Origin of the sequence: Streptomonospora wellingtoniae (assembly GCF_031845375.1) — a bacterium.
GTDB lineage: Bacteria > Actinomycetota > Actinomycetes > Streptosporangiales > Streptosporangiaceae > Streptomonospora > Streptomonospora wellingtoniae.
Genome location: NZ_JAVREK010000002.1, coordinates 276,418 through 301,913 on the forward strand (window position 1 = coordinate 276,418; position 25,496 = coordinate 301,913).

General features: G+C 73.3%; 23 protein-coding genes, 1 pseudogene and 1 riboswitch. Of the genes and pseudogenes, 16 read left to right on the plus strand and 8 right to left on the minus strand.

The genetic code is table 11. From position 1 onward, the window contains the following. Positions 1-119: 119 nt before the first annotated feature. The 3 genes from RM446_RS03020 to thiO all read right to left on the minus strand — a co-directional run bounded on the left by RM446_RS03020 (position 120) and on the right by thiO (position 2,387). A complete protein-coding gene (locus tag RM446_RS03020; RefSeq protein WP_311543617.1) occupies positions 120-866 on the minus strand; it encodes a thiazole synthase in 747 nt (248 codons plus the stop codon). 103 nt (positions 867-969) lie between these two features. Beyond that, complete coding sequence (gene thiS, locus RM446_RS03025; protein ID WP_311543505.1) at positions 970-1,170, minus strand: sulfur carrier protein ThiS; 201 nt, start codon at positions 1,168-1,170, stop codon at positions 970-972. After that, positions 1,161-2,387: a glycine oxidase ThiO gene (gene thiO, locus RM446_RS03030; RefSeq protein ID WP_311543506.1), complete on the minus strand. Its 1,227-nt coding sequence runs from the start codon at positions 2,385-2,387 to the stop codon at positions 1,161-1,163. The genes thiS and thiO overlap by 10 nt, the downstream gene beginning before the upstream one ends. Then, positions 2,384-2,497, minus strand: a riboswitch (TPP riboswitch). It overlaps the preceding gene by 4 nt. A 78-nt stretch (positions 2,498-2,575) precedes the next feature. Here thiO and RM446_RS24890 point away from each other — a divergent pair. The 4 genes and pseudogenes from RM446_RS24890 to RM446_RS03050 form a co-directional block, all read left to right on the plus strand. After that, positions 2,576-2,940 (plus strand): annotated as a pseudogene (locus RM446_RS24890) (IS982 family transposase); the annotation flags it as partial. Between the two features lie 116 nt (positions 2,941-3,056). After that, positions 3,057-3,416 (plus strand): Rv2175c family DNA-binding protein, encoded by a 360-nt coding sequence (locus RM446_RS03040; protein WP_311543509.1) that lies wholly within the window; start codon positions 3,057-3,059, stop codon positions 3,414-3,416. Between the two features lie 113 nt (positions 3,417-3,529). Continuing rightward, positions 3,530-4,180: a thiamine phosphate synthase gene (gene thiE, locus RM446_RS03045; RefSeq protein WP_311543510.1), complete on the plus strand. Its 651-nt coding sequence runs from the start codon at positions 3,530-3,532 to the stop codon at positions 4,178-4,180. A gap of 187 nt (positions 4,181-4,367) precedes the next feature. Then, the gene (locus RM446_RS03050; protein ID WP_311543511.1) at positions 4,368-5,993 is read left to right on the plus strand and encodes a long-chain fatty acid--CoA ligase; all 1,626 of its coding nucleotides are present in this window, start codon (positions 4,368-4,370) and stop codon (positions 5,991-5,993) included. 24 nt (positions 5,994-6,017) lie between these two features. Here the strand turns inward: RM446_RS03050 and RM446_RS03055 are convergent, their stop codons facing one another. The 3 genes from RM446_RS03055 to RM446_RS03065 all read right to left on the minus strand — a co-directional run bounded on the left by RM446_RS03055 (position 6,018) and on the right by RM446_RS03065 (position 9,561). Beyond that, the gene (locus RM446_RS03055; protein WP_311543512.1) at positions 6,018-6,896 is read right to left on the minus strand and encodes an NAD(P)H-binding protein; all 879 of its coding nucleotides are present in this window, start codon (positions 6,894-6,896) and stop codon (positions 6,018-6,020) included. Positions 6,897-6,987: 91 nt separating this feature from the next. Then, on the minus strand, positions 6,988-8,277 hold the full coding sequence (locus tag RM446_RS03060; RefSeq protein WP_311543513.1) for a DUF418 domain-containing protein: 1,290 nt from the start codon (positions 8,275-8,277) through the stop codon (positions 6,988-6,990). Positions 8,278-8,490: 213 nt separating this feature from the next. Further along, entirely contained in the window at positions 8,491-9,561 is a 1,071-nt protein-coding gene (locus RM446_RS03065) for a polyprenyl synthetase family protein (protein ID WP_311543514.1), read from the minus strand. A gap of 215 nt (positions 9,562-9,776) precedes the next feature. Here RM446_RS03065 and metF point away from each other — a divergent pair, with 215 nt between their 5' ends. After that, the gene (gene metF / locus RM446_RS03070) at positions 9,777-10,730 is read left to right on the plus strand and encodes a methylenetetrahydrofolate reductase [NAD(P)H] (protein WP_311543515.1); all 954 of its coding nucleotides are present in this window, start codon (positions 9,777-9,779) and stop codon (positions 10,728-10,730) included. On the opposite strand, the gene RM446_RS03075 is transcribed toward metF, so the two are convergent. Together RM446_RS03075 and bldD are read right to left on the minus strand one after the other, a co-directional pair. Beyond that, positions 10,648-11,193: a GNAT family N-acetyltransferase gene (locus RM446_RS03075; protein ID WP_311543618.1), complete on the minus strand. Its 546-nt coding sequence runs from the start codon at positions 11,191-11,193 to the stop codon at positions 10,648-10,650. The genes metF and RM446_RS03075 overlap by 83 nt on opposite strands. 619 nt (positions 11,194-11,812) lie before the next feature. After that, positions 11,813-12,307, minus strand: coding sequence for a transcriptional regulator BldD (gene bldD, locus RM446_RS03080; protein WP_017591133.1), 495 nt, complete (start codon positions 12,305-12,307; stop codon positions 11,813-11,815). Between the two features lie 519 nt (positions 12,308-12,826). Here bldD and pyrR point away from each other — a divergent pair. The 11 genes from pyrR to rpoZ all read left to right on the plus strand — a co-directional run bounded on the left by pyrR (position 12,827) and on the right by rpoZ (position 25,429). Then, complete coding sequence (pyrR, locus tag RM446_RS03085; protein ID WP_311543516.1) at positions 12,827-13,492, plus strand: bifunctional pyr operon transcriptional regulator/uracil phosphoribosyltransferase PyrR; 666 nt, start codon at positions 12,827-12,829, stop codon at positions 13,490-13,492. Then, entirely contained in the window at positions 13,492-14,400 is a 909-nt protein-coding gene (locus RM446_RS03090; RefSeq protein ID WP_311543517.1) for an aspartate carbamoyltransferase catalytic subunit, read from the plus strand. The genes pyrR and RM446_RS03090 overlap by 1 nt, the downstream gene beginning before the upstream one ends. A 100-nt stretch (positions 14,401-14,500) precedes the next feature. Continuing rightward, positions 14,501-15,799, plus strand: a complete 1,299-nt coding sequence (locus tag RM446_RS03095; RefSeq protein ID WP_311543518.1) for a dihydroorotase — start codon at positions 14,501-14,503, stop codon at positions 15,797-15,799. Further along, positions 15,796-16,980, plus strand: a complete 1,185-nt coding sequence (gene carA, locus RM446_RS03100) for a glutamine-hydrolyzing carbamoyl-phosphate synthase small subunit (protein ID WP_311543519.1) — start codon at positions 15,796-15,798, stop codon at positions 16,978-16,980. The genes RM446_RS03095 and carA overlap by 4 nt, the downstream gene beginning before the upstream one ends. 15 nt (positions 16,981-16,995) lie before the next feature. After that, positions 16,996-20,295: a carbamoyl-phosphate synthase large subunit gene (carB, locus tag RM446_RS03105; RefSeq protein WP_311543520.1), complete on the plus strand. Its 3,300-nt coding sequence runs from the start codon at positions 16,996-16,998 to the stop codon at positions 20,293-20,295. A gap of 126 nt (positions 20,296-20,421) precedes the next feature. After that, positions 20,422-21,321: a dihydroorotate dehydrogenase electron transfer subunit gene (locus RM446_RS03110; RefSeq protein WP_311543521.1), complete on the plus strand. Its 900-nt coding sequence runs from the start codon at positions 20,422-20,424 to the stop codon at positions 21,319-21,321. 2 nt (positions 21,322-21,323) lie between these two features. Next, complete coding sequence (locus RM446_RS03115; protein ID WP_311543522.1) at positions 21,324-22,271, plus strand: dihydroorotate dehydrogenase; 948 nt, start codon at positions 21,324-21,326, stop codon at positions 22,269-22,271. A gap of 292 nt (positions 22,272-22,563) precedes the next feature. Continuing rightward, positions 22,564-23,265 carry an orotidine-5'-phosphate decarboxylase gene (pyrF, locus tag RM446_RS03120; protein ID WP_311543523.1) on the plus strand — a complete coding sequence of 234 codons (702 nt, stop codon included), beginning with the start codon at positions 22,564-22,566 and terminating at the stop codon, positions 23,263-23,265. A gap of 337 nt (positions 23,266-23,602) precedes the next feature. Beyond that, complete coding sequence (gene mihF, locus RM446_RS03125; RefSeq protein WP_131098131.1) at positions 23,603-23,923, plus strand: integration host factor, actinobacterial type; 321 nt, start codon at positions 23,603-23,605, stop codon at positions 23,921-23,923. A gap of 375 nt (positions 23,924-24,298) precedes the next feature. After that, complete coding sequence (gmk, locus tag RM446_RS03130) at positions 24,299-24,931, plus strand: guanylate kinase (RefSeq protein ID WP_311543524.1); 633 nt, start codon at positions 24,299-24,301, stop codon at positions 24,929-24,931. A gap of 231 nt (positions 24,932-25,162) precedes the next feature. Further along, entirely contained in the window at positions 25,163-25,429 is a 267-nt protein-coding gene (rpoZ, locus tag RM446_RS03135; protein WP_131098133.1) for a DNA-directed RNA polymerase subunit omega, read from the plus strand. Positions 25,430-25,496 lie beyond the last annotated feature (67 nt).

Here is a 25,496-nt window from a genome sequence, read left to right on the forward strand (position 1 = left end):
CCGGACCGCGATCGGGTAAAGGCGCCTGAACTGCGAGAATGTCGCGGCCGCGAGTGAGACCGGACACGCCGCCCGCCCGCCGCCCGCCCGGCGGCGGCCGGACGGGCCGCGTGCGGATCCTAGTCCACGGCCGGGGAGGACGCCTGCGCGTAGCGCCGTACGGGGATGCGCCCGGCGCGGCGGGCGGCGCGGCCGGCGTTCACGGCGTCGCGCATGGCGGCGGCCATCAGCACCGGGTCTTGGGCGCGGGTGACCGCGGTGGCCAGCATCACCGCATCGCATCCCAGCTCCATGGCCAGGGCGGCCTCGCTGGCGGTGCCGATGCCGGCGTCGATCACCACCGGGACGTGCGCCTGCTCCACGATCAGCTCGATGTTGTGCGGGTTGCGGATGCCCAGACCCGAGCCGATGGGGGCGCCCAGCGGCATGACCGCGGCGCAGCCGACCTGCTCCAGCCGGCGCGCGAGGACCGGGTCGTCGTTGGTGTAGGGCAGGACCGTGAAGCCCTCGTCGACCAGGCGCTCGGCCGCGTCGAGCAGCTCGACCGGGTCAGGCAGCAGGGTGCGGTCGTCGGCGACGACCTCCAGCTTGACCCAGTCGGTCTCCAGCGCCTCGCGCGCCAGGCGGGCGGTGCGCAGCGCGTCGCCCGCGGTGAAGCAGCCCGCCGTGTTGGGCAGCGCCCGGATGCCGTTGCGGCGGAGGACGTCCCACACCGTGCCTTCGGCGCCGGGGGAGACCCGGCGCAGCGCGACGGTGGTCAGCTCGGTGCCCGAGGCGGCCAGGGCGTCCTCCAGGATGCGCAGCGACGGGGCGCCGCCGGTCCCGGTGATGAGCCGGGAGGTGAACGAGCGCCCGGCGATGACCAGCGGGTCCCCGCCGGCCTCCGCGCCGTGGTCCGGCCGCTCCTCGCGGCCGGTGCCGGAAGCTCCGGCGGCCCCGGGGCTCGCCGGGGTGTGCGTGTGGGCCACGTCAGCCTCCTTGGACAGCTGTGAGTACGTCGACGCGGTCGTCCTCGCCGACCTCGGTGGTGGTCCAGCCCGCTTTGGGAACGACCTCGTCGTTGAGCGCGACGGCGACACCGGCGGGTTGGCGCGTCAGCGAGCGCACGACCTCGGCCACGGTGGTCCGGGGTGGGACCGCGCGGCGCTCGCCGTTGATGATCACATCCACTGGTCCTGCTCGCCTCCCTCTGTGCGGCCGCCGTCCGCGGTGGCGGGGGGACCGCCGGCGGCGCGGACAGCGGCGAACCGGCGCGCGTAGTCGGGGAGCGCGCCGGTGGTCAGTGCCTCGGCCATGGCGTCGCCGGTGGCCGGGGCGAGCAGCACACCGTGCCGGAAGTGGCCGGCGGCCAGGTGCAGGCCGGGGACCGCGGTGGGGCCCAGCAGCGGTTCGTTGTCGGGCGAGCCCGGGCGCAGGCCCACACAGGTCTCGGCGACCTCCAGCTCGCTGACGCCGGGCACCAGCTCGTGGGCGTCGCGCAGCACCTGCCACAGGCCGCCGGCGGTCAGACGGGTGTCGAAGCCCTGCTCCTCCTGGGTGGCGCCGAGCACGACCTCGCCGGAGCCGCGCGGCACCAGGTATACGGGTGAGCCCTTGACCAGACCGCGCACGGTGCGGGCGACGATCGGGTCCTCGCCCCCGGGTGTGCGCAGGCGCAGCAGCTGGCCCTTCACCGGGCGCAGCGGCGGCACCACGCCCTCGGGGATTCCCGCGATCGCCGGGGTGGCCACCCCGGCGGCCAGCACCACCTGCCCGGCCGAGACCTCGTTGCCGGAGTCGAGCACGACGCCGCGGGCGCGGCCGCCGCCGTCGAGGACCAGTCGGCGCACGCGGTCGCGAACGCCCACGGCGCCCCGCCGCTCGGCGGCCGCCCGCATCGCCTCCAGCAGCGCGCGCGGGTCGACGGAGTGGTCGTCGGAGGCCAGGTAGCCGCCGCGCACCGACGGCGCCAGCATCGGTTCCAGCCTGCGGCATTCGCGCCCGGTGAGCCGCTCGGTGGACAGGCCCAGCCGCTCCCGCAGCTCGCCGAGGTGGCCGAGCCGGGCCATGTCGTCGGAGTCGAAGGCGACCTGCAGGGTGCCCTCGGCGCGGTAGCCGGCCGCCAGTCCGCTGTCCTCCTCCAGTTCGGCGACGAAGGAGGGGTAGCGGTCGCGGGAGAGGACGGCGAAGCGCATCAGCGCCTCCTCGCCGAAGGAGGCCTCGGTGGCAGGGGTGAGCATGCCGGCGGCCACGGTCGAAGCGGAGCCTTCGACCGGCTCGGCCACCACGGTCACGCTCAGCCCGGCGCGGGCGGCCCGCCAGGCGGTGGCCAGCCCGATGAGCCCGCCGCCGACGACGACCACGTCGGCGGTGCGCTGCGAGGAGGAGAGGTCGGTTGCTGCACACACGGTCCTGCTGCCACTTCCTTCGCCGGAATGACCCGGATCAGGTTCATGCGGTCGGAGGCCGCCAGCCTCCCTCTCAGCCGGGTCCCGCCCCGGCTCCCGCGGGTGTTCTCGTCCGTACCCATTCTAGATCGTCGATGGGAAATCGGTGACCGTAGCGAGGACATGACGAAGGGCGCCAAGATCAGTGTGTGAAGACAAACCTAGACGCCCTTCTCACTGCACTCTACGTCCATCTCGACGACTGCGTCATACCCCGGCCCCAGCGTGCCCGCGGCGGGCGGCCACCGGCCCCACCGACGCCGAACTCGTCTGCGTCGCGGTGGCCCAGGCACTGCTGCGCTACAACGACGAACGCAGGTGGCTGCGCCGCGCCCCCGAGCGCATCGGACACCTGTTCCCGCGCCTGATCGACCAGGCCGAGTACCACCGGCGCCTGCGCACCCTGGCCCCGCAGATGTTCGCGGCCGCCATGTGGCTGGCCCGGGCCATACCGACCCGGCACGAACAACTGCGGTTGGTGGACGGCACTCCCGTGCCCTGCGGCGCCTCGCGAACCCAGATGTGATGTCCCGGCACTGCGGGGCGTCCCGGCGGAGGCCGGGCTAAGCCCAGAGCGATACACCGCCGCAGCGGCGTTTGACACGGCAGCGGGTGTGGCACATTGGCAGCGTGAACGAGAACGACAGCGACATCGACGCCCTCGTCGGTGAATGGATGACACTGAAGGACGCGGCGAAGGAGCTGAACGTCAGCCCGAACCGGGTCAAGCAGTTCATCGCCGACCACAAGCTGCTGGGCGTGCGGCGCGGCGGCGAGCTCTGCGTCCCGGCCGCGTTCATCTCCCGCGGCGACGTCGTCAAGGGGTTGCCCGGCACCCTCACCGTCCTGGCCGACTCCGGATTCAGCACCGAAGAGGCGCTGCAGTGGATGTTCACCCCTGACGACACGCTGCCGGGAGCGCCGATCGAGGCGCTGAGCGAGAACCGCGGCACCGAGGTCCGCCGCCGCGCGCAGGCCATGGCCTTCTGACGGCCGCAGGAGCATCCGCGCACGCCCGGGGCGTTGGCACCCGCGGGGGCGGCCGGTCCCCGGCGGGCGAGGGCGCGCGAGGGCGCCCGGCTTTCGGCGGCTACCCTGGCCCGGTGAACGCGAGCCTGCGAGAGCGCCTGGACCGGGCGCGCCTCTACCTCTGCACCGACGCCCGCGCCGACCGGGGCGACCTCGCCGAGTTCCTCGACGCCGCGCTGGCCGGCGGCGTCGACATCGTCCAGCTGCGCGACAAGTCCCTGGAGGCCCGCGGCGAGCTCGCCGCGCTGGAGACCGTGCGGGCCGCCTGCGAGCGCCACGCCGCCCTGATGTCGGTCAACGACCGCGCCGACATCGCCCTGGCCGCGGGCTCCGACATTCTGCACCTGGGCCAGGAGGACCTGCCGGTGCCGCACGCGCGTGCCGTCGTCGGCGCCGGGCCGCTGATCGGCCGCTCCAACAGCGACGCGGCGATGGCGGCCGCCTCCGACCGGGAAGAGGGCGTCGACTACTTCTGCGTGGGTCCGACCTGGACCACGCCCACCAAGCCGGGGCGGCCCGCTGCCGGGCTGGAGCTGGTGGAGCGCACCGCCGCGGCTGCGCCGCAGCGCCCCTGGTTCGCCATCGGCGGCATCGACCTGGCCAACCTCGACCGGGTGCTCGCGGCCGGCGCCCGGCGCGTGGTCGTCGTGCGCGCCGTCACCGAGGCCGACGACCCGCGCGCCGCGGCGGCGGAGTTCGCGCGCAGGCTCGCCGCCGCGGGCTGAGCACTCCCGCGCCTACCGGCGGTTGCGCCCGAGGGGCCCTGCCTCAGGGCTCTGCATCGCCGCGCACGGGTCGAACCCTCCTAACACCGTCAGGTAACGATGTGTCCGGCATGCTTTCCCGCGTGCTCCGCCCCTTCTAGCGTCGGTGACACGAGTCACGTCCGTACTGCGTGAAGGGTGAGGGCGAATGCGCAGCACCATGCAGGACGTTCCGCTGTCCGTCGGCGACCTCGTCCGCTACGGAACCTCGGTGCACAGCCGGGCCCGAGTCGTCACCTGGACCGGCGGGGAGCCCCGCCGCGCCACCCTCGGCGAGGTCGGCGCGCGCGCCGCCCGCCTCGCCCACGCCCTGCGCGGACTCGGGGTCACCGGCGACGAGCGCGTGGCCACCTTCCAGTGGAACAACCAGGAGCACCTGGAGGCCTACTTCGCCGTCCCGGCCATGGGCGCGGTGCTGCACACGCTCAACATCCGGCTGCACGCCGACCAGGTCGCCTACATCGCCGACCACGCCGAGGACCGCGTCGTCATCGTGGACTCCTCCCTCGTGCCGCTGTTCGCGCCGGTCCTGCCGCGGCTGCGCACCGTGCGCCACGTGGTCGTCGCCGGCGGCGAGCCCGGCGGCCTCGCCGCCGAGGGCGTGGAGGTGCACTCCTACGAGGACCTCCTGGCGGGCCGGCCCGACACCTTCGACTGGCCCGAGATCGACGAGCGCGACGCCGCCGCGATGTGCTACACCTCCGGTACGACCGGGGATCCCAAGGGCGTCGCCTACAGCCACCGGTCGATGTACCTGCACTCCATGCAGGTGTGCATGACCGACAGCAAGGCCGTGGGCCAAGGCGACACCGCGCTGGCGGTGGTGCCCATGTTCCACGCCATGAGCTGGGGGGTGCCCTTCGCCACGCTCATGGTGGGCGCCTCGCTGCTGCTGCCCGACCGCTTCCTGCAGCCGGGCCCGCTGGCCGACATGATCCAGGCCGAGCGCCCGACCATCGCGGCGGCCGTGCCCACCATCTGGCAGGGGCTGCTCGAGGAGCTGGAGTCGGCGCCGCGCGACGTGTCCAGCCTGCACAGCGTCGTGGTGGGCGGATCGGCCTGCCCGCCCTCGCTCATGGAGCGCTTCGAGGAGCACTACGGAGTGCCCGTGCTGCACGCCTGGGGCATGACCGAGACCTCCCCGCTGGGCAGCTTCGCCCGCCCGCCCGCCGAGGCCGCCGGAAGCGAGCGCCGCGCCTACCGCCTCAGCCAAGGGCGCCTGCCCGCGTCGGTGCAGGGCCGGCTCATCGGCCCCGACGGCGCGCCGGTGCCGCACGACGGCGTCTCCGTCGGCGAGCTGGAGGTGCGCGGGCCCTGGGTGACCGGCTCCTACTACGGCGGCGAGGACCCGGAGAAGTTCCACGACGGCTGGCTGCGCACCGGCGACGTCGGCTCCTTGACCCCGGACGGCTTCCTGCGGCTCACCGATCGCGCCAAGGACGTCATCAAGACCGGCGGCGAGTGGATCTCCTCGGTCGAGCTGGAGAACTCCGTGATGGCCCATCCGGACGTCGCCGAGGCGGCCGTCGTGGCCGTTCCCGACCCCAGGTGGGACGAGCGCCCCCTGGTCGCCGTCGTCCTCAGGGACGGCGCGGAGGCCGGCGCAGCGGAGCTGCGGGAGTTCCTCGCCGAGAAGATGGCGCGCTGGCAGCTTCCGGAGTTCTGGACCTTCGTGGCGGAGGTGCCCAAGACCAGCGTCGGCAAGTTCGACAAGAAGGCCCTGCGATCCAGGCACGCCTCGGGCGGGCTTGAGGTCGTCGACACGCGCGAGTGACGCTCCCGGCGGTGCCGCAGGGCGTCAGACCGGTGCGTGGTGCAGCGCGCTGGGGCGGGTGCGCAGGTAGCCCTCGATTGACTGGGCGCGCCGGCCGATCAGCTCGGGCACGGAGGGCGAGACCACGTCCAGCTCGCCTGCGGCGATCGCGGCGCAGGCGCCGCCTCCGGCCCACGACTCTCCCACCCGCAGGCGGCCCCCGGCCGTCGGCACGCTCTCGGGCGCGTAGGCGATGGTGCGCCCGGTCAGCGCCGACAGCCGGCGCGCGGTCTCGCCCAGCCCCACCGCCTCGGGCCCGGTGAGATCGTAGGTGCGGCCGTCGTGCCCGGTACCGCCGGTGAGGACGGCCACCGCCGCCTCGGCCGCGTCCTCGCGCGAGACCCACGCCAGGCGGCCCTGGCCGGCCGGCCCGCGGATGAGCCCGGCGGAGTCCACCCAGGACGGCAGCAGGTCCAGGTACAGGCCGGGCCGCAGGAAGGTGTGGCGCACCCCCGAGGCGCGGATGCGGGCCTCGGTGTAGAAGTGGTCCCGGGCCGCGGCGCAGACCGAGGCGGGCCCGGCGGAGAGGAACGACACGTAGACGATGCGGCCGACACCCGCCGCGAGCGCCGCGTCCACTGCGCCGAGGTGCCGCTCGACGCGATCGTCGGAGGCGGGGGCCGGGATCAGCAGCAGCGTGTCGACGCCCCGGGCGGCGCGCTCGAAGGCGTCGATGTCCTCGTAGGCGGCCATGGCCGCGCTCGCCCCGGGCAGATCCGGTGCGCGGTTGAGGTCGCGGACGATGAGCCGCTGGGACGCGCCGCGCTGCGCGAGCCGTTCGGCGACCCGTCGGCCGAGGGCGCCGGTGGCGCCCGTGATGCCGATCATGTGCGTCGATGCCTGGTAGTCCCCGTACTTCCCCATGGATGGCATTTTGCGACAGTCGGGGCGCGGGGTCACCGACCCCGGGAGGGCGCGTTCGGGACGCCCGCGGTCACGGGTTTTCGCGCGCCTCTCAGCGCGTCGGACCGCCGGTCGGGCCGGCCTGCGCGCCGTCGGCGCCGCTGCGGGCCGCGGGCCCGTAGCTCAGCCGGCGCAGCAGCGCCTCGGCCGGTCCGGGCCGACCGGCCCGCTCCAGTGCGTAAGCGCCCACCAGCGTGGCCAGCCACACGCCGGCGGCGAAGAGGGCCGTGGCCGCGCTGCCGAGGTGCGCGCCGAGGCCCAGGCCCCAGGCCGCCAGCAGCGGCGCGCACAGCACCGACTGGGCCAGGTAGCAGGACAGGGAGCGCTTGCCGACCGCGACGACGGCGGCAGTGCCCGGTCCGCGGTGCGCCCTGCGGCCCACCGCGCGGCCGACCAGCGCGAACAGCGCCACGTAGCCCGCGCCTCCGAGCACGCCGCTCAGCTGCCGCACACCGCTGAGCGCCGCGGTGACGGCGCCGCTCGCCGGAACGGCGCCGACATGGGCCAGCGCCTCGGGCAGGGCCGACGCCCAGGCGAGACCGATCCCCGCCGCGGCGGTGGCGACGAGCGGGCGGAAGTACCGGTCGGGGCGCTCCAGCACCCGGCGGCGGCCCAGCACCAGGCCCAGCGCCATCATGGCGGGCATCACCAGTGCGAGGGCCTGGAGCGGCGCAATGAACGCCCAGGCGGCCAGACGGTCCGCGACGGAGGCGAGGTAGTCCTTCTCGCTGAACGAGGACCGCAGGATGCCGGACACGCCGGCTTCCGCCTCGCCCCCGCCGACGGCGCCGGGCGGGGCGAGCGCCGCCAGGGCGGCGCCGAGCGCGCTGAACACCCACAGCACGAGCGCCAGTCCGGCGAGGACCGCCGCCGTCCACCGCATCGCGCGCTCGCCGCGTCCCAGCAGCAGGCCGCCCAGGACGAGCCCGAGCAGCCCGTAGGCGGCCAGGACGTCGCCGAGGAACAGCAGCGCGGCGTGCACGAATCCGAACACGAGCAACCACAGGTTGCGTCGGCGCACCACCGCGGCCGCTTCCCGCCGCGAGGCGCCGGCCTCGCGCTGGCGGTCGTAGATGCGCATCAGCCCGTAGCCGAACAGGCACGCGAACATCGGGTAGACGCGCCCGTCCACGGCCAGGATCATCACGAACTGCACGGCGCGGTCGGCCGCCGTCCCGTCGACGGGGTGGGCGCCCAGCGGCGACTGCCGGGATCCGTAGAGGTACAGAGGGGTGTTGGCCAGCGCGATCAGCAGGAGCATGAACCCGCGGGCCAGATCCGGGGCCGGAGCGCGTTCTGCCGGGCGCAGGGGGCCGCGTGCGGGGGGTGGTGTGGCGTCCACGATGGTGCCTCCAAGCGCGGGCGGCGCCGCGGGACGTGCTTTCCCCTCAGCGTGCACGAAGCGGCGTCCCGGTGCGACCGTCGGCGAAAGGGACGCTGCTCCGCCGCCGGGTGAGGCGCGGGGCCCGGAGGCAGCGAGGACCGCCGCACCGGGCCGTTGGCCCGGGGCCGCGCGCCTCCGGGGCCGCAGCGGCCCGCACGGCGCCGGGGCCCGTCAGTGCTTGCGGGCGGTGGCCGCGACCACGAGGTCGGCCAGCGCCGAGCGCGCCGAGCCGTCGAGCAGGCCGCTCTCCAGCGCCGTTCCGGACTGCTCGACGTAGTCGTCGATGCGGCGCTCGCAGGCCGCGAGCGCGCCGCAGTCCTCGGCCGCACCGCGCATCCACTCCACGGCCCCCGTCGACAGGCCGGGGTCTCCCAGAAGCCGGAGGAACTCGGTGCGGTCGGCCGCCCCCGCGCGCTCCAGCGTCTCGGCCACGATCAGCGTGCGCTTGCCTTCGCGCAGGTCGTCGCCTGCCGGCTTGCCCGTCTCCTCGGGGTCGCCGAAGACCCCCAGGATGTCGTCGCGCAACTGGAATGCCACGCCCAGCGGTAGCCCGTAGGCGGTGTAGACGGGGGAGAGGTCCTCGTAGCGGCCCGCCAGCGCAGCGCCCAGGTGCAGTGGGCGCTCGACCGTGTACTTGGCGGCCTTGTAGTGCATGACCCGCAGCGTCGCCTCGACGGCGCCGCCGCCGCGGACCTGCTCCAGCATGTCCAGGTACTGCCCGGCCATCACCTCGGTGCGCATCGCGTCGAAGGGCGTGCGCCCGGCCTGCAGCGCCTCCGGCTCCAGCCCGCTGGCCTGGTAGAGGTCCTCGCTCCAGGCCAGGCACAGGTCGCCGATGAGGATCGCCGCGCCGCGGCCGAAGTCCGCGGCCGACCCGCTCCAGCCTGAGCGCTCGTGCAGCTCCTCCAGGCGCTTGTGGGTGGCGGGCAGGCCGCGCCGCGTGTCGCTGTTGTCGATCACGTCGTCGTGGATGAGCGCGCAGGCCTGCAGGAACTCCAGCGACGCCGCGGCGGCGTGGATGCCCGGCACGTCAGCGCCGCCCGCACCGCGCCAACCCCAGTAGCAGAACGCCGGCCGAAGCCGCTTGCCCCCGGCGAGCATGGCCTCCAGCGCGTCGACGGCCGGCCTCAGCTCGGAGCCGATCTCCAGCAGCTGGGCGCGCCGCCGGGCGACGAACCGGGCGATCTCGTCGTCGACGGCCGTGCGCACGAAGGAGACCGGAGAGGCGGCGGAGAAGGTCATGGGCTGCACATTATCGGTTGGTATGGCGTGTCTTGCCTGACGGGCGGGTCCGCGCGTCGCGTCGCGGCGACGCCGGAGGGGCGGGGCCGCCGGCCGGTACACGGCCGCCGCCGCGTGGCACCCCGAGGCGTTTCTGCAGGTGTTCGCGCAGGTGGAGCGGGTAGTGGGTACCCACCTTCCCGGCGCGGCGCAGGGCTTCGCCTAAGGTGGACTGCATGGTTGGGTCATCGACACGCAACGGGAGCGCGCCGGCCGCAGCGTCGCGGCCGCGCGACATCCGCGAACTGCTCAAGGCCGGCGAACCGACATTCTCATTCGAGTTCTTCCCGCCGAAGACCGAGGAAGGACTGCGCAAACTCTGGCGGGTGATCCGCCAGATCGAGGCGCTGCAGCCGTCGTTCATCTCGGTGACGTACGGCGCCGGCGGCGGTACACGTGATCTCACCGTCGAGATCACCGAGCAGGTCGCCACCGACACGACACTGCTGCCCGTCGCCCACATGACGGCCGTGAACCACTCCGTGCGCGAGCTGCGCCACCTCATCGGCCGCTTCGCCGGCGTTGGCGTGAACAACCTCCTCGCGCTGCGCGGCGACCCCCCGGGCGACCCGCTCGGCGAGTGGGTCAAGCACCCCGAGGGGCTGGAGTACGCGGAGGATCTGGTCAGGCTGCTCAAGGAGACCGGCGACTTCAGCGTCGGCGTCGCCGCCTTCCCCTACAAGCACCCCCGCTCGCCCGACATCGAGTCCGACACGAAGTACCTCGTGCAGAAGTGCCGCGCGGGCGCCGACTACGCCATCACCCAGATGTTCTTCGACGCCGAGGACTACCTGCGGCTGCGCGACCGGGTGGCGGCCGCGGGCTGCGACACCCCGATCATCCCCGAGATCATGCCGGTGGTGAAGCACTCCACGATCGGGATGTCCGAGCAGCTCTCCGGCGCGCCGTTCCCGCGCCACCTCGCCGAGGAGTTCGACAAGGTCGCCGACGACCCCGAGTCGGTGCGCAAGCTGGGCATCGAGCAGGCGCAGCGCATGTGCGAGCGGCTGCTGGACGAGGGCGCCCCCGGCATCCACTTCATCACGTTCAACCAGTCCACTGCCACACGGGAGATCTACGAGCAGGTCGCCGCCGACCGCCTCCCGGCAATGGCAGGGGCGCGGCCATGATCGTGAAGGGCCGGTGAGGGCTGCCGGGGAAGTGGAACTCCGGTAGTACGTCGACGAAACCGCGCGAGCGGTAGAGGCCCCGGGCGGCCGTGGGGCCGGCCGGTGTCGACAGGACGGCGGTGCGCTCCCTGCGCGCCGCCGTCAGTGTTTCCAGCAGGCTGCGCCCGATGCCGCGCCCCTGGTAGGCGGGCAGCACGTGCAGCTCGGCGACCTCGAAGGAGTCGGCGAACCAGCGCCGCTCGGCGCCGGGGTCGCGCTCGCGCAGTTCGGCGGCGACGATGTCGTGCCACCACTGCCCGCTGCCGCCGCGGAACCCGTAGGCGAATCCGGCCGCGCCCCCGCCCTCCCGCGGCAGCGCGATCACCGAGCGGAAGCGGGGATAGCGGGCGTGCTCGCGCATGATGGAGCGGCGCCCGGCGAGCTGCTCGCGGGGAGGCTCCATCGCGGCCGTGTAGATCTCCATCAGGGCCGGCAGAGCGTGCAGGAAGGCCGGGGCGGCCAGCTCCCACAACTCGATCTCGGTGGTGCGCACAGGGCCACGGTAGACGACCGGCGTCCGCGCGCGGCGCTGTTGACGGAGGCCGCCGGGGTGCGCTTAACTGGTCTTGTTCGTACTTCTGTTCGACTGGGGTCGCGGATGAGGCCCTGCCGGGTCGTTCGGAAGCTACGTACATGCTGTGCTCGCGGCCCGCCCGTCCGGTTGGGCCCGCGGGCGCGGGACGGCGGCCGGGCGGGGGGAGGGGAAGCCTCTTGCCCGGCCGCGCCCCTTCCTGTATCCGTCTCGGCGTGATCCGGGTGCCGGGTGCCCGCTTCGACACCGACGGCCGCGTCCCCGCTGCACTCGAGCAGCGGGGACGCGGCCGTCGTCGTCTCGGCGCGGGCGAACCGCGCGTCCCGAGGAGTACGGGCAAGCGCGGGACCGGTCCGCGCGGCGCTCGGCGGCGTGCCGCCGGCGCGGCCGCGGTCAGGGCGTCCGCGACCCGGGGGAGTGGGCGCGGGCGCACGCGGAGGCCGCCGCGCGCTGTGCGCGCCGCGGTTCCCGTTCCGTCCTTCGCGCCTGCCGGAAGGCCTGCCCGAACCTGCTAGAACGCGTCGACCGCGCGGCGGGCCTCGGGGTCGAGGACGCCCCAGTTGATCAGCTCCTCGGTGAGGTCGCCGGGCGAGCGGTCGTAGATGACCGCCAGCGAGCGCAGGTCCTCCTGGCGGATGGACAGCACGCGCCCGTTGTAGTCGCCGCGCTGGCTCTGGATGGTGGCCACGTAGCGTGCGAGCGGCCCGGCCTTCTCCTGGGGCAGCTGCTGCATGCGCTCCAGGTCGATCACCAGCTTGGGCGTGGGGCCCAGCGGCGTCGGCGCGGCGCCGCCCGGCAGCAGCTCGGACATGGGCACGCCGTAGAAGTCGGCGAGCTCGGCGAGCTTCTGGACGGTCACGGCGCGGTCGCCGCGCTCGTAGGAGCCCACGACGACGGCCTTCCAGCGGCCGTGGGACTTCTCCTCCACTCCGTGCAGGGAAAGCCCTTGCTGGGTGCGGATGGCGCGCAGCCGCGCACCTAGGGACTTGGCGTATTCGGATGGCATCTTCTTCGTCGCTCCCCGGCCGTGAGTGGCTGGTGTGGGCGGTAGGGCCCCGAGTCCGCCATGGGCGACCGCGCCCGGCCGAAGGCGCCCGGTGGGCTCCTGCCGCAGGGCCCGGACGGAGCCGTCCCGCCCGAGATTGGTTACGGACAGTGACGGTAGGGCCGTTCTGTTGCCAGGTCAAGCCGTTGGGTGGAAATGCGACGATTCAGTTGCCAAACCGTGTGTAAGTGAGAGGGCTCTCATTCCGGGACTGATCGGGACACCGTATGCACCCCCGGTGCGCGGAAAGCCCGATGGCGTGGGGATTTCGGAGTTCTGCCCGGTATGTGCACCGTGCATGGCACCCCCTTGGCGGAGCAATGCGGCGATATGTCAAGATCAGTGGGTGTGACGAGAGTCACATTTTTCGCCGGGTGTCGCCGACCGGCCGCCCGGAGTGCTCGACCTCCGCTGATAGCGTGAAGGCGTTCGACATCCTTTAACGGCCTGTCCCGTGAGGCAGGGAAGGGAGTCACTACTGTGTGTGCGCAACAGCGTGCCGAACGTGATTCGGGTGCATCCCCGGACGGAGCCGCCGATCCGCTCGGATCCGGCGCGCGCGCCCCTGCGGCTGCGCGGACCGTACTGGACGGCCCCGAGATCCAGCGGGCGCTGACCCGTATCGCCCACGAGATCCTGGAACGCACCAAGGGCGGCACCGACGTCACCCTGCTGGGCATCCCCTCGCGGGGCGTCCCGCTGGCCGAGCGCCTCGCCGAGCGCATCGAGCGCGTCGAGGGCCGCACCGTCCCCCGGGGCTCGCTGGACATCACCATGTACCGCGACGACCTGCGGCTGGCTCCCGCCCGCGCGCTGGGCCGCACCGAGATCCCGCCCGAAGGGATCGACGGCCGCCTGGTGGTCCTGGTCGACGACGTCCTGTTCTCGGGGCGCACCGTGCGCGCCGCGCTGGACGCCCTCAACGACCTCGGCCGCCCCCGCGCGGTGCAGCTGGCCATCCTCGTCGACCGCGGCCACCGCGAACTGCCCGTCCGCGCCGACTACGTCGGCAAGAACCTGCCCACCTCGCTGCGCGAGAACGTCACGGTGCAGCTGGAGGAGTCCGACGGGGCAGACGCCGTCCTGCTGGGCCCGGCGGACCGGCCCCGCCCGGGCGGCCGGAGCGGAGGGGCGGTGGAGGCCTGATGCGCCACCTGCTGTCCGCCGGCGACCTCTCCCGCGACGAGGCGCTGCTGGTGCTCGACACCGCCGCCGAGCTCGCCCAGGTCAGCGGCCGCTCGGTGAAGAAGCTGCCCACCCTGCGCGGGCGCACCGTGGTCAACCTCTTCTACGAGGACTCCACCCGCACCCGCACGTCCTTCGAGCTGGCGGCCAAGCGCCTCTCGGCCGACGTCGTCAACTTCTCCGCCAAGGGCTCCAGCGTCTCCAAGGGCGAGAGCCTCAAGGACACCGCGCTGACGCTGCAGGCCATGGGCGCCGACGGCGTCGTCGTACGCCACAGCGCCTCGGGGGCCGCCCACCGGCTGGCCGAGTGGGTCGACGGCGCCGTGCTCAACGCCGGCGACGGCACCCACGAGCACCCCACCCAGGCGCTGCTGGACGTCTACACCATGCGCGAGCGCATGGGCCGCCTCGACGGGCTGCGCGTGGCCGTCGTCGGCGACATCCTGCACAGCCGGGTGGCCAGGTCCAACGTGCTGCTGCTGCACACCCTGGGCGCCGAGGTCACCCTCGTCGCGCCGCCCACCCTGGTTCCGGTGTCGGTGCACACCTGGCCCTGCTCGGTTTCCTACGACCTCGACGCCGTGCTGCCCAAGAGCGACGTGGTCATGCTGCTGCGGGTGCAGGCCGAGCGCATGCACGACGCGTTCTTCCCCACCGCGCGCGAGTACAGCCGCCGCTACGGGCTCGACGGCGAGCGCTTCGCCCGCATGCAGGACGACGCCATCGTCATGCACCCGGGCCCCATGGTCCGCGGCATGGAGATCTCGGCCGAGGTCGCCGACTCCCCGCGCAGCACCGTCAACGAGCAGGTCGCCAACGGCGTCAGCGTGCGCATGGCCGTGCTCTACCTGCTCCTGGGCGGCTCCTAGCGCGCACCGCCCCGGCCCCGCCGCGCCCGCCTGATCCCCGGGGCGGCGGCCGCGCCGCGCCCGCCCGCAACACGACCACCACACAGAAGCGATGGACCCTATGACCCAGAGCAGCGCCGCCCACCTGGTCCGCGGTGCCCGGATCGCCGGGGGGGACCCGGTCGACATCCTCATTCGCGACGGCACGATCGCCGAGACCGGCACCGGTCTCAGCGCCGCCGGCGCCGCCGTGGTCGACGCCGAAGGGCTCATCGCCCTGCCCGGCCTCGTCGACCTCCACACCCACCTGCGCGAACCCGGCCGCGAGGACGCCGAGACCGTGGCCAGCGGCGCCCGGGCCGCCGCGGCCGGCGGCTACACCGCCGTGCACGCCATGGCCAACACCGACCCCGTCGCCGACACCGCCGGGGTGGTCGAGCAGGTCTGGCGGCTGGGCCGCGAGTCCGGGCACTGCGACGTCCAGCCCGTCGGCGCGGTCACCCGGAACCTGGGCGGCGTCCAGCTCGCCGAACTGGGCGCCATGGCCGACTCCGCTGCGGCGGTGCGCGTGTTCTCCGACGACGGCAGCTGCGTCTCCGACGCGCTGCTGATGCGCCGCGCCCTGGAGTACGTCAAGGCCTTCGACGGCGTCGTCGCCCAGCACGCTCAGGAGCCCCGGCTCACCGAGAACGCCCAGATGAACGAGGGCGTGGTCAGCGACCGGCTGGGCCTGGCCGGCTGGCCGGCCGTGGCCGAGGAGGCGGTCATCGCCCGCGACTGCCTGCTCACCGAGCATGTCGGCTCGCGACTGCACGTCTGCCACGTCTCGACCAAGGGCTCGGTGGAGATCATCCGCTGGGCCAAGGAGCGCGGCTGCGACGTCACCGCCGAGGTCACCCCGCACCACCTCCTGCTCATCGACGACCTCGCCGAGAGCTACGACCCCGTCTACAAGGTCAACCCGCCACTGCGCACCGCCGAGGACGTGCGGGCGCTGCGGGAGGGCTTGGCCGACGGCACCGTCGACTGCGTGGCCACCGACCACGCGCCCCACCCGGCCGAGGCCAAGGAGACCGAGTGGGCCACGGCGGCGATGGGCATGCTCGGCTTGGAGACCGCCCTGTCGGTGGTGCAGCACACCATGGTCGACACCGGGCTGCTCGACTGGGCCGCGCTGGCCCGGCGGATGTCGGCCGAACCGGCTCGCATCGGACGTCTCGCAGGTCACGGTCGCCCGATCGCCCCCGGCGAGCCCGCCAACGTTACGCTGTATGACGCGGACACCGCCTCGGACATCGATCCGGCGGCCCTGGCCTCCAAGAGCGCGAACACCCCCTACCGGGGTATGCGCCTGCCCGGCCGCATCCAGGCGACGTTCCTGCGCGGCGTCCCCACGGTCCTCGATGGGAAGATCCAGTGAATCCACACGCAGCAGCCGGCGGCGCCGCCCCCGCGGTCCTCGTCCTGGAGGACGGGCGCGCGTTCCACGGCAGGTCCTTCGGCGCACAGGGCGAGACCCTCGGCGAGGTCGTCTTCAACACCGGGATGACCGGATACCAGGAGACCCTCACCGACCCCTCGTACCACCGACAGATCGTCGTGATGACCGCCCCGCACATCGGCAACACCGGCGTCAACGACGACGACCCCGAGTCCGGCCGGATCTGGGTCTCGGGCTACGTGGTGCGCGAGCCCGCCCGCGTCTCCTCCAACTGGCGCGCCGAGCGCACCCTGGAGGAGGAGCTGGTCCGCCAGGACGTGGTGGGCATCGCCCTGGACGGAACCCGCGCCCTGACCCGCCACCTGCGCGACCGCGGCGCCATGCGCGCGGCCATCAGCACCGTCGAGACCGACCCCGAGCGGCTGCGCGAGCGCGTACTGGCCAGTCCGCAGATGGCCGGGGCCGACCTGGCGGGCGAGGTCGCCACCGACGAGCCCTACACGGTCCGCCCGCCCGAGGGCGTGGCCGCCCGCTTCCGCGTCGCGGCCGTGGATCTGGGCATCAAGGCGATGACCCCCCAGCGCCTCGCCGAGCGCGGCTGCGAGGTCACGGTCCTGCCGGGCGGGGCCACCGCCGAGGAGATCCTGGCCCTGGAGCCCGACGGCGTCTTCTTCAGCAACGGCCCGGGCGACCCGGCCACCGCCGACGCGCCGGTGGACGCGATGCGCGGCGTCCTGGAGTCCGGCACGCCGCTGTTCGGCATCTGCTTCGGCAACCAGATCCTGGGACGCGCCCTGGACCTGGGCACCTTCAAGCTGAGGTTCGGCCACCGCGGCGTGAACCAGCCGGTGCAGGACGTGCACACCAAGCGGGTCTACATCACCAGCCACAACCACGGCTTCGCCGTCGACGCTCCGGCGGAGGGACCGTTCGCGACCCCCTACGGCCGCGCGGAGGTCAGCCACGTCGACCTCAACGACGGCGTCGTCGAGGGCCTGCGGCTGCTCGACCGGCCCGCGTTCAGCGTCCAGTACCACCCCGAGGCCGCCGCCGGACCGCACGACGCCGCCGAGCACTTCGACGCCTTCTGCGACCTCATGGCCGCCTCCACCGATCCGTCCAGCAGCTCCGGCCGGTCGGCCGAGCCCGCCCAGTCGTAAGCCGGGGGACCGCACATGCCGCGCCGTAATGACCTGAAGTCCGTCCTCGTGGTCGGTTCCGGGCCGATCGTGATCGGCCAGGCCGCGGAGTTCGACTACTCCGGAACCCAGGCCTGCCGCGTGCTCAAGGCCGAGGGCCTGCGCGTCGTCCTGGTCAACTCCAACCCGGCCACGATCATGACCGACCCCGAGATCGCCGACGCCACCTACGTCGAGCCGATCACCCCGGAGATGGTCGAGAAGATCATCGCCAAGGAGCGCCCCGACGCGCTCCTGCCGACCCTGGGCGGCCAGACCGCGCTCAACACCGCGGTGGCTCTGCACGATTCCGGCGTGCTGGCCAAGTACAACGTCGAGCTGATCGGCGCCAATGTCGAGGCCATCCAGTCGGGCGAGGACCGCGAGACGTTCAAGGGCATCGTCGAGCGCATCGGCGGCGAGTCCGCGCGCTCGCGCATCTGCCACACGCTCCAGGAGTGCCTGGAGGCCGCCGAGGAGCTGAGCTACCCGGTCGTGGTGCGCCCCTCGTTCACCATGGGCGGGTCGGGCTCGGGCTTCGCCCACGACGAGGCCGACCTGCGCCGCATCGCCGGCCAGGGGCTCGCGCTCTCGCCGGTGACCGAGGTCCTGCTGGAGGAGTCCATCCTCGGCTGGAAGGAGTACGAGCTGGAGCTGATGCGCGACGGCAACGACAACGTGGTCGTCGTCTGCTCCATCGAGAACTTCGACCCGATGGGCGTGCACACCGGCGACTCCGTCACCGTCGCGCCGTCCATGACGCTCACCGACCGCGAGTACCAGCGCATGCGCGACGTCGGCATCGCCGTCATCCGCGAGGTCGGCGTCGACACCGGCGGCTGCAACATCCAGTTCGCCGTCGACCCCGACAGCGGGCGCATGATCGTCATCGAGATGAACCCGCGCGTCTCCCGGTCGTCGGCGCTGGCGTCCAAGGCCACCGGGTTCCCCATCGCCAAGATCGCCGCCAAGCTGGCCGTGGGCTACACCCTCGACGAGATCCCCAACGACATCACCGCCGAGACCCCGGCCAGCTTCGAACCGAGCCTGGACTACGTCGTGGTGAAGGTGCCCCGGTTCGCCTTCGAGAAGTTCCCCGGCGCCGACCCCGCGCTGACCACCACCATGAAGTCGGTCGGCGAGGCCATGGCCATCGGCCGGTCCTTCCCCGAGGCGCTGCAGAAGGCGATGCGCTCGGTCGAGAAGAACGGTGTCGGGTTCACCTGGGCGGGCGAGCCCGGCGACAGGGACGAGCTGGTGCGTGCCGCGGCGACGCCCGGCGAGCTGCGGCTGCGCCGGATCCAGCAGGCGCTGCGCGCCGGCGCGGGCGTGGCGGAGCTGCACGAGGCCACCGGCATCGACCCCTGGTTCCTGGACCAGATGCTGCAGCTGGAGGAGACCGCCCGCGCTCTGGCCGGGGCCCGGCTGGACGCCCGGCGGCTGCGCTCCGCCAAGCGCGTGGGGTTCTCCGACCTGCAGATCGGCGAGATCAGCGGCAAGTCCGAGGAGGTCGTGCGCGAGCTGCGCTACGCGCTGGGCGTCCACCCCGTCTACCTGACCGTGGACACCTGCGCCGCGGAGTTCGCCGCCAAGACGCCCTACCTCTACTCCAGCTACGACGAGGAGACCGAGGTCCCCGAGGGCACCAAGCCCAAGGTGATCATCCTGGGCTCCGGCCCCAACCGCATCGGCCAGGGCGTGGAGTTCGACTACAGCTGCGTACACGCCTCGTTCGCGCTTTCGGCGGCCGGCTACGAGACGGTCATGGTCAACTGCAACCCCGAGACCGTCTCCACCGACTACGACACGAGCGACCGCCTCTACTTCGAGCCGCTCACACTGGAGGACGTGCTGGAGGTCGTACGCGCCGAGCGCGCCACCGGCGAGCTGGCCGGTGTGGTGGTCCAGCTGGGCGGGCAGACCCCGCTGGGGCTGGCGCGCGGCCTGGAGGCCGCGGGCGTGCCCATCGTCGGCACCAGTCCCGGCTCCATCGACCTCGCCGAGGACCGCGGCGAGTTCGGCAAGGTGCTCGCCGACGCCGGGCTGCCCGCGCCCAAGCACGGCACGGCCCACTCCTTCGCCGGCGCCCGCGAGGTCGCCGCCGAGATCGGCTACCCCGTGATGGTGCGGCCCTCCTACGTACTGGGCGGGCGCGGCATGGAGATCGTCTACGACGAGCGGATGCTGGCCGACTACATCGAGCGCAACGCCGAGGTCAGCCCGGACTACCCGGTACTCATCGACCGGTTCCTCGACGACGCCATCGAGATCGACGTCGACGCCATCTACGACGGCACCGACCTCTACCTCGGCGGCATCATGGAGCACATCGAGGAGGCCGGCATCCACTCCGGCGACTCGGCCTGCGCGCTGCCGGCGGTGACGCTGGGCAACGAGGACTTCGAGCGCATCCGCTACTCCACCGAGGCCATCGCCCGCGGTACCGGCGTGCGCGGGCTGCTCAACGTCCAGTACGCGCTGGCCTCGGGCGTCCTGTACGTGCTGGAGGCCAACCCGCGCGCTTCGCGCACGGTCCCGTTCGTGTCCAAGGCCACCGCCGTGCCGCTGGCCAAGGCAGCGGCCCGGGTGATGCTGGGGACGGGCGTGCGCGAGCTGCGCGCCGAGGGACTCCTGCCGGCCGAGGGCGACGGCGGCACGCTGCCCATGGACGCCCCCGTCTCGATGAAGGAGGCGGTGCTGCCCTTCAACCGCTTCATCGACCGCCAGGGCGAGGGCGTGGACACCGTGCTGGGGCCGGAGATGCGCTCCACCGGCGAGGTCATGGGCCTGGACACCGACTTCGGGGCCGCCTACGCCAAGTCGCAGCTGGCCGCCTACGGCTCGCTGCCGACGGCCGGGTCGGTGTTCGTGTCGGTGGCCAATCGCGATAAGCGCACCATGGTCTTCCCCGTCAAGCGGCTGGCCGACCTCGGCTTCGAGATCCTGGCGACCGAGGGCACCGCATGGGTGCTGCGCCGCCACGGCGTGGCCGCCCGTGTGGTGCGCAAGCACAGCGCAGGTCCCGGAGCGGACGGCGAACCCACTATCGTGCAACTCATCCACCGCGGCGATGTGGACCTCATCGTCAACACGCCCTTCGGCAGCGCCGGGCAGTCCGGTCCGCGCCTGGACGGATACGAGATCCGCACCGCGGCGGTCGTACGCGGGGTGCCCAGCGTCACCACGGTCCAAGGACTGGCCGCGGCGGTCCAGGGCATCGAGGCCCTGGTGCGGGGCGACATCGGGGTGCGCTCTCTGCAGGACCACGCCGCGTCGCTGCGCGGCGCCGCGGACTGAGCGCGCGTGTGAGTGGGCGTCGAGGCGGCCGGGCATCGCCCGGCCGCGACGGGGGCGGCCGGTAGGCGGCCGGGCGCGGGGCCGGGGCAGGCCGCGCAGCCGAGCGGATCGAGGCGGGGCAGCCGAGTGAGTGACAGCGGGCCGGTCCAGACGCGCAGCTCCGTGCTGACCGTGCGCCGCGTCGACGCCTACCACGCCATCACGGTCGTGGCGCCCCAGATCGCCGAGCGGTTCCGCTCCGGGCAGTTCCTCTCGGTGGGCGTGGGCGGTGAGCACTCCGGCATGCTGCTGCGCCGCCCCTTCGCCGTCCACGACGTCAAGCCCGACTACGGCGGCACCGTGGAGTTCCTCTTCGCGGTGCGCGGGCCCGGGACGGCCTGGCTGGCCGAGCGGCGCTCGCGCGACCTCATCGACGTCGTCGGGCCGCTGGGCCGACCGTTCCCCCTGCCGCGCGATCCGGTCAACTGCGTGCTGGTCGGCGGCGGATCCGGCGCGGCCCCGCTGTTCCCGCTGGCGCACGCGCTGCGCCGGCGGGGCTGCCGCGTGGACTTCGTGCTCGGCGCCGCGTCGGCGGACCGGGTCTTCAGCGCGATCAGCGCCCGCCGCGTCGCCGAGACAGCCACCTTCACCACCGACGACGGCTCCTTCGGCGTGCGCGGCCGCGTCACCGACGCGCTCGATCGGGTGGTGGCCGACGCGCGCTCCGACGTGATCTACGCTTGCGGGCCGATGCCGATGCTGGGCCGGGTCGCCGCGGCCGCCGCCCGCATGGACATCCCCGCGCAGGTGGCGGTGGAGGAGGCGATGGCCTGCGGCACCGGCGTGTGCATGAGCTGCGTCGTCCCGGTGGTCGGCGAGGACGGCATCACCCGCATGGCGCGCGCCTGCGTAGACGGGCCGGTCTTCCGCGGCGAACGGGTGCGCTTCGACGACGTGGGCACCATCCCCTTCGACGCGCTGGGCGCGCCCGGCTGGAAGGCCCGCGGCGAGGACGCGGGCGGGGCCGCCGAACGGGAGGCCGGCTGAGCGTGAACCCCGACATGCGCGTCCGCCTGGCCGGACTGGAGCTGGCCAACCCGGTCATCGCGGCGGCCGGCTGCGCCGGAACCGGGCGCGAGCTCGCCCGCTTCTACGACATCGCGCGGCTGGGCGCCCTGGCGACCAAGTCGGTGATGCTGGAGCCGCGGGCCGGGCGCCCCGCCCCGCGGGTCGCCGAGACCCCCTCGGGCATGCTCAGCGCGATCGGCCTGCAGGGACCGGGCATCGAGGTGTTCCTCCAGCGCGACCTGCCGTGGCTGCGCTCGCGCGGCTGCACCACCGTGGCCTCCGTGGCCGGATCGGGCGCCGACGAGTACGCCGCGCTCGCCGCGCGGCTGACCGCCGAGGCGGGCGTGTCGATGCTCGAAGTCAACCTCTCGTGCGCCAACCCCGCCGGCCACGGGCGCGACTTCGCCGACGACCCCGCCGAGGCGGCCCGCGTGGTCGCGGCCGTGCGCGGCTCCGCCGAGCCGGAGCTGCCCGTCTTCGCCAAGCTTGCCGCCGACGTGCCCGACCCGGTGGCCCTCGCCGGCGCCTGCGTGGACGCGGGCGCCGACGGACTGAGCATGGTCAACTGCCTGCGCGGCATGGCGATCGACCCCGCCACCCTGCGGCCGGTGGTGGCCGGGGGCGTGGGCGGCGTCTCGGGGCCGGCGATCCGCCCCATCGCCGTGGGCTGCGTCTACCGCGTGCGCGCAGCGCTGCCGGACGTGCCCATCATCGGGACGGGCGGTGTGCGCACCGGCGCCGACGCGCTGGAGTTCCTGGCCGCGGGCGCCTCGGCGGTGGGCGCGGGCACCGTGAACTTCGCCGATCCCTCCGCGTGCGTGCGCATCCTGCGCGAGCTGGCGGAGCTGCTGGAGGAGCGTGGTGCGGATCGGGTGACCGACGTCGTCGGCGCCGCGCACCGGCCGTTGGGAACCGTGCAGGGACGATGACCGCAAAACCGCTCAGATCGCCTCCAGGTGCCCAAAGTACCCGGGGTTGCTTCCGCCCTACCCTCGGGTACGGAACGTCGCGCTGCGGTCGTCTCAGCGGCGCCGACGCACATCTCGCGGTGAACATGCATGAACCGGCCGCACGGGGGAACCGCTCGGGGCAGCGCGCCGGCGTTGACCGGCCGGCCGCATGCGTCCCACCGCGCGGGCACCGCGCGGGCCGTCCCGGCTCCGCGGCTGGCCGCACGCCCTGAACCGTTTGACCACCCCAGCGAGCCGAAGGAGAACCACCGTGGCAGCGCCCATCGCCGTCGCCATCGACGCACCCGACATCGAGACAGCCGCACGCTGGGCCTCCGAGGTCTCTCCCCACGTCAGCACGGTGAAGGTGGGGCTGGAGCTCTATCTGCGCTACGGACCCGAGGTCGTGGGCACCCTGCGCGGAGGCAACAAGACCTCGGTCTTCCTCGACCTCAAGCTGCACGACATCCCGGCCACGGTGGCCGGCGCGGCGCGCAACCTCGCGCGGTTCAAGCCCTCGATCCTGACGGTGCACGCGGCCGGCGGGCGCGAGATGATCTCCGCGGCTGTTGAAGCCGCCCCGCAGACGACCATCGCCGCCGTGACGATCCTGACGTCGCTGGACGACGCCGCGCTGGCCGAGGTCGGCATCACCGGACCGGCGGGCGACGCGGCGCGGCGCCTGGCCGTCCTGGCGGTCGAGGCGGGCGCCCGCGCGCTGGTGTGCTCGCCGCACGAGGTCGCCTCGCTGCGGTCCGAGGTCGGCCCGGACGTGACCCTGATCACCCCCGGCGTGCGGCCACTCGGCTCTGACCACGGCGACCAGGCGCGCGTGGCCACGCCCGAGGCGGCCTACGAGGCCGGGGCCGACCTCCTGGTGATCGGCCGACCCATCACCAGGGCCGCCGACCCCGGTGCGGCCGCCGCATCGATCGCTGCGGCGCTGCGGCGGGTGGAGGCGGCCTCCGCCTGATTCCGCCGTGCGTCGCTCGTCCCGCCTGTGGACACGATGACCGGTTACGGCCATTTCGTGACAGCAGAAAGTTCACGCCCGAAACTTGTCTGAGGCGGCACGGCCATGACCTGCGGGGTCGAGGACCGAGTCCGGTCGCGGTACGGTTGAACCGAATCTCAACCGGGCCGAAAGTCCTGATTTTCCTGCCTCTGTGCAATCAAACAATTACAAAGAGTAATTACTTTGATGAAATGGCGCCTGAAAGGCGACTTTGCGTTGCCGAACGGGGTCGGAACCTACTAACTTGCGCAGGCGTCCGCCCTCTACAAACGAGAGAAAACCGAGGTGACCCGGCGTGGCCCTTCCTCCCCTCACACCCGAACAGCGCGCCGCGGCTCTGGAGAAAGCCGCTAAGGCCAGAAAAGAGCGCGCGGAAGTCAAGAACCGCCTGAAGCACGGCGGCGTGTCGCTGTCCGAGGTGCTCGCTGACGGACAGACGGACGACGTCATCGGCAAGATGAAGGTCTCGGCTCTGCTCGAATCCCTCCCGGGCGTCGGCAAAGTCCGCGCCAAGCAGATCATGGAGCGGCTGAACATCGCCGAGTCCCGCCGAGTCCGCGGGCTGGGCGCCAACCAGCGTTCGGCTCTGGAGCGCGAATTCGGCGGAGCCGAGTAGCGCTCGAAGGCGGATGTGCCGTTTTTCACGACGGATTGAGGCCGCTCGCACCAGTGCGGGGCAGGCCTGAGCGCGACCGCCGGTGCCCCACCGCCGCAGCCCCGCGGCGGCGGCGCCGGCGGCGCGCCGAACCGCCGCACCGCCCCGTTCCAGGGCGGCCGCGTCATCGGCGCAGCGGCCGGACCGCGGTCGGCGCGGTGGTATAAAAGACCAATCGCCACCGGCGCCGCCGGACGGCGCCCCGCCCGCGCCGCGAGCGCAGGGCAGGCCGGGCGCGGTGAGTCGGCGGCGATCAGCGCCGAACCCGCCCGCACCCGTCGGGGCCGCCGTCGGCCGCGACGCGGTCGGCCCTCCTGTCGAGAGTTAGATCCGCACGTGTCCTACGACTCCGCCTCCGCCTCCCGTGCCGAGGGAGGCCGGCGCTCCGGCCGGGCGCAGCGGCTCACCGTCCTGTCCGGCCCTTCGGGGGTCGGTAAGAGCACGGTCGTCCGCGAACTCCGGGCCGAGCACCCCGAGGTGTGGCTGTCGGTCTCGGTGACCACCCGCGCACCCCGGCCCGGCGAGACCGACGGCGTGGAGTACCACTTCACCGACGACGCCGGGTTCGACGCGATGATCGCCGCCGGGGAGCTTCTGGAGTGGGCGCAGTTCGCGGGCAACCGCTACGGCACCCCGCGTGCCCCTGTCGAGGAGCGCCTGCGGGGCGGCCGGCCCGTGCTGCTGGAGATCGACCTGCAGGGTGCCCGCCAGGTGCGCGAGACCATGGCCGAGGCGCTCCAGGTGTTCCTCGCCCCCCCTTCGTGGGAGGAGCTGGTGCGCCGGCTGACCGGGCGCGGCACCGAGCCGCCGGAGGTCGTCCAGCGCCGCCTCGACACCGCCCGGGTCGAGCTCGCGGCGGAGAAGGAGTTCGACACCACCCTCGTCAACACCTCCGTCGACGAGGTGCGCGAGAGGCTGCTGGCCCTGATCGGCGTCCGCGGCGACGCCGCCCCGGGAGCGCCCGCCTAGCAGACTGTTGGGCAACCGCATGATCACCGGTCCGCGGGCCCCAACCCCCGTTGATCTTGTAGCTATCGTGAACTAAAACGATTTCCAGTGACGATAGCTACAAGATCAACGGTGATATCTCCACGGTAGCCGCGCGGCGGCCGGAGCGGCGCCCGCAGTCGACTATCCTTGAGGCCGAGTCAGAATCCGCAGGTCCCGGCAGGGGCCGTCCGACCCTCCAGGGGGACGCACGTGGCAGGCACCGAGCCCGTCGCCGAAGGCATCACCAACCCGCCGATCGACGACCTCCTCGAATGCGTCGAGAGCAAGTACAGCCTGGTCACCATGAGCGCCAAGCGCGCCCGCCAGATCAACGCCTACTACGCCCAGCTCGGCGAAGGGCTGCTGGAGTACGTGGGTCCGCTGGTCGAGACCCAGGTCCAGGAGAAGGCCCTGTCCATCGCCCTGCGCGAGGTCAAGAGCGGCCTGCTCACCGCCGAGCCCTACGAGGGCGCCTGACCCTTCCCCCGGGCGTGTTCCGCCGCCGCCCGCACAGGCGGGGCGCTCGCGGAACACGGTCCGGCCG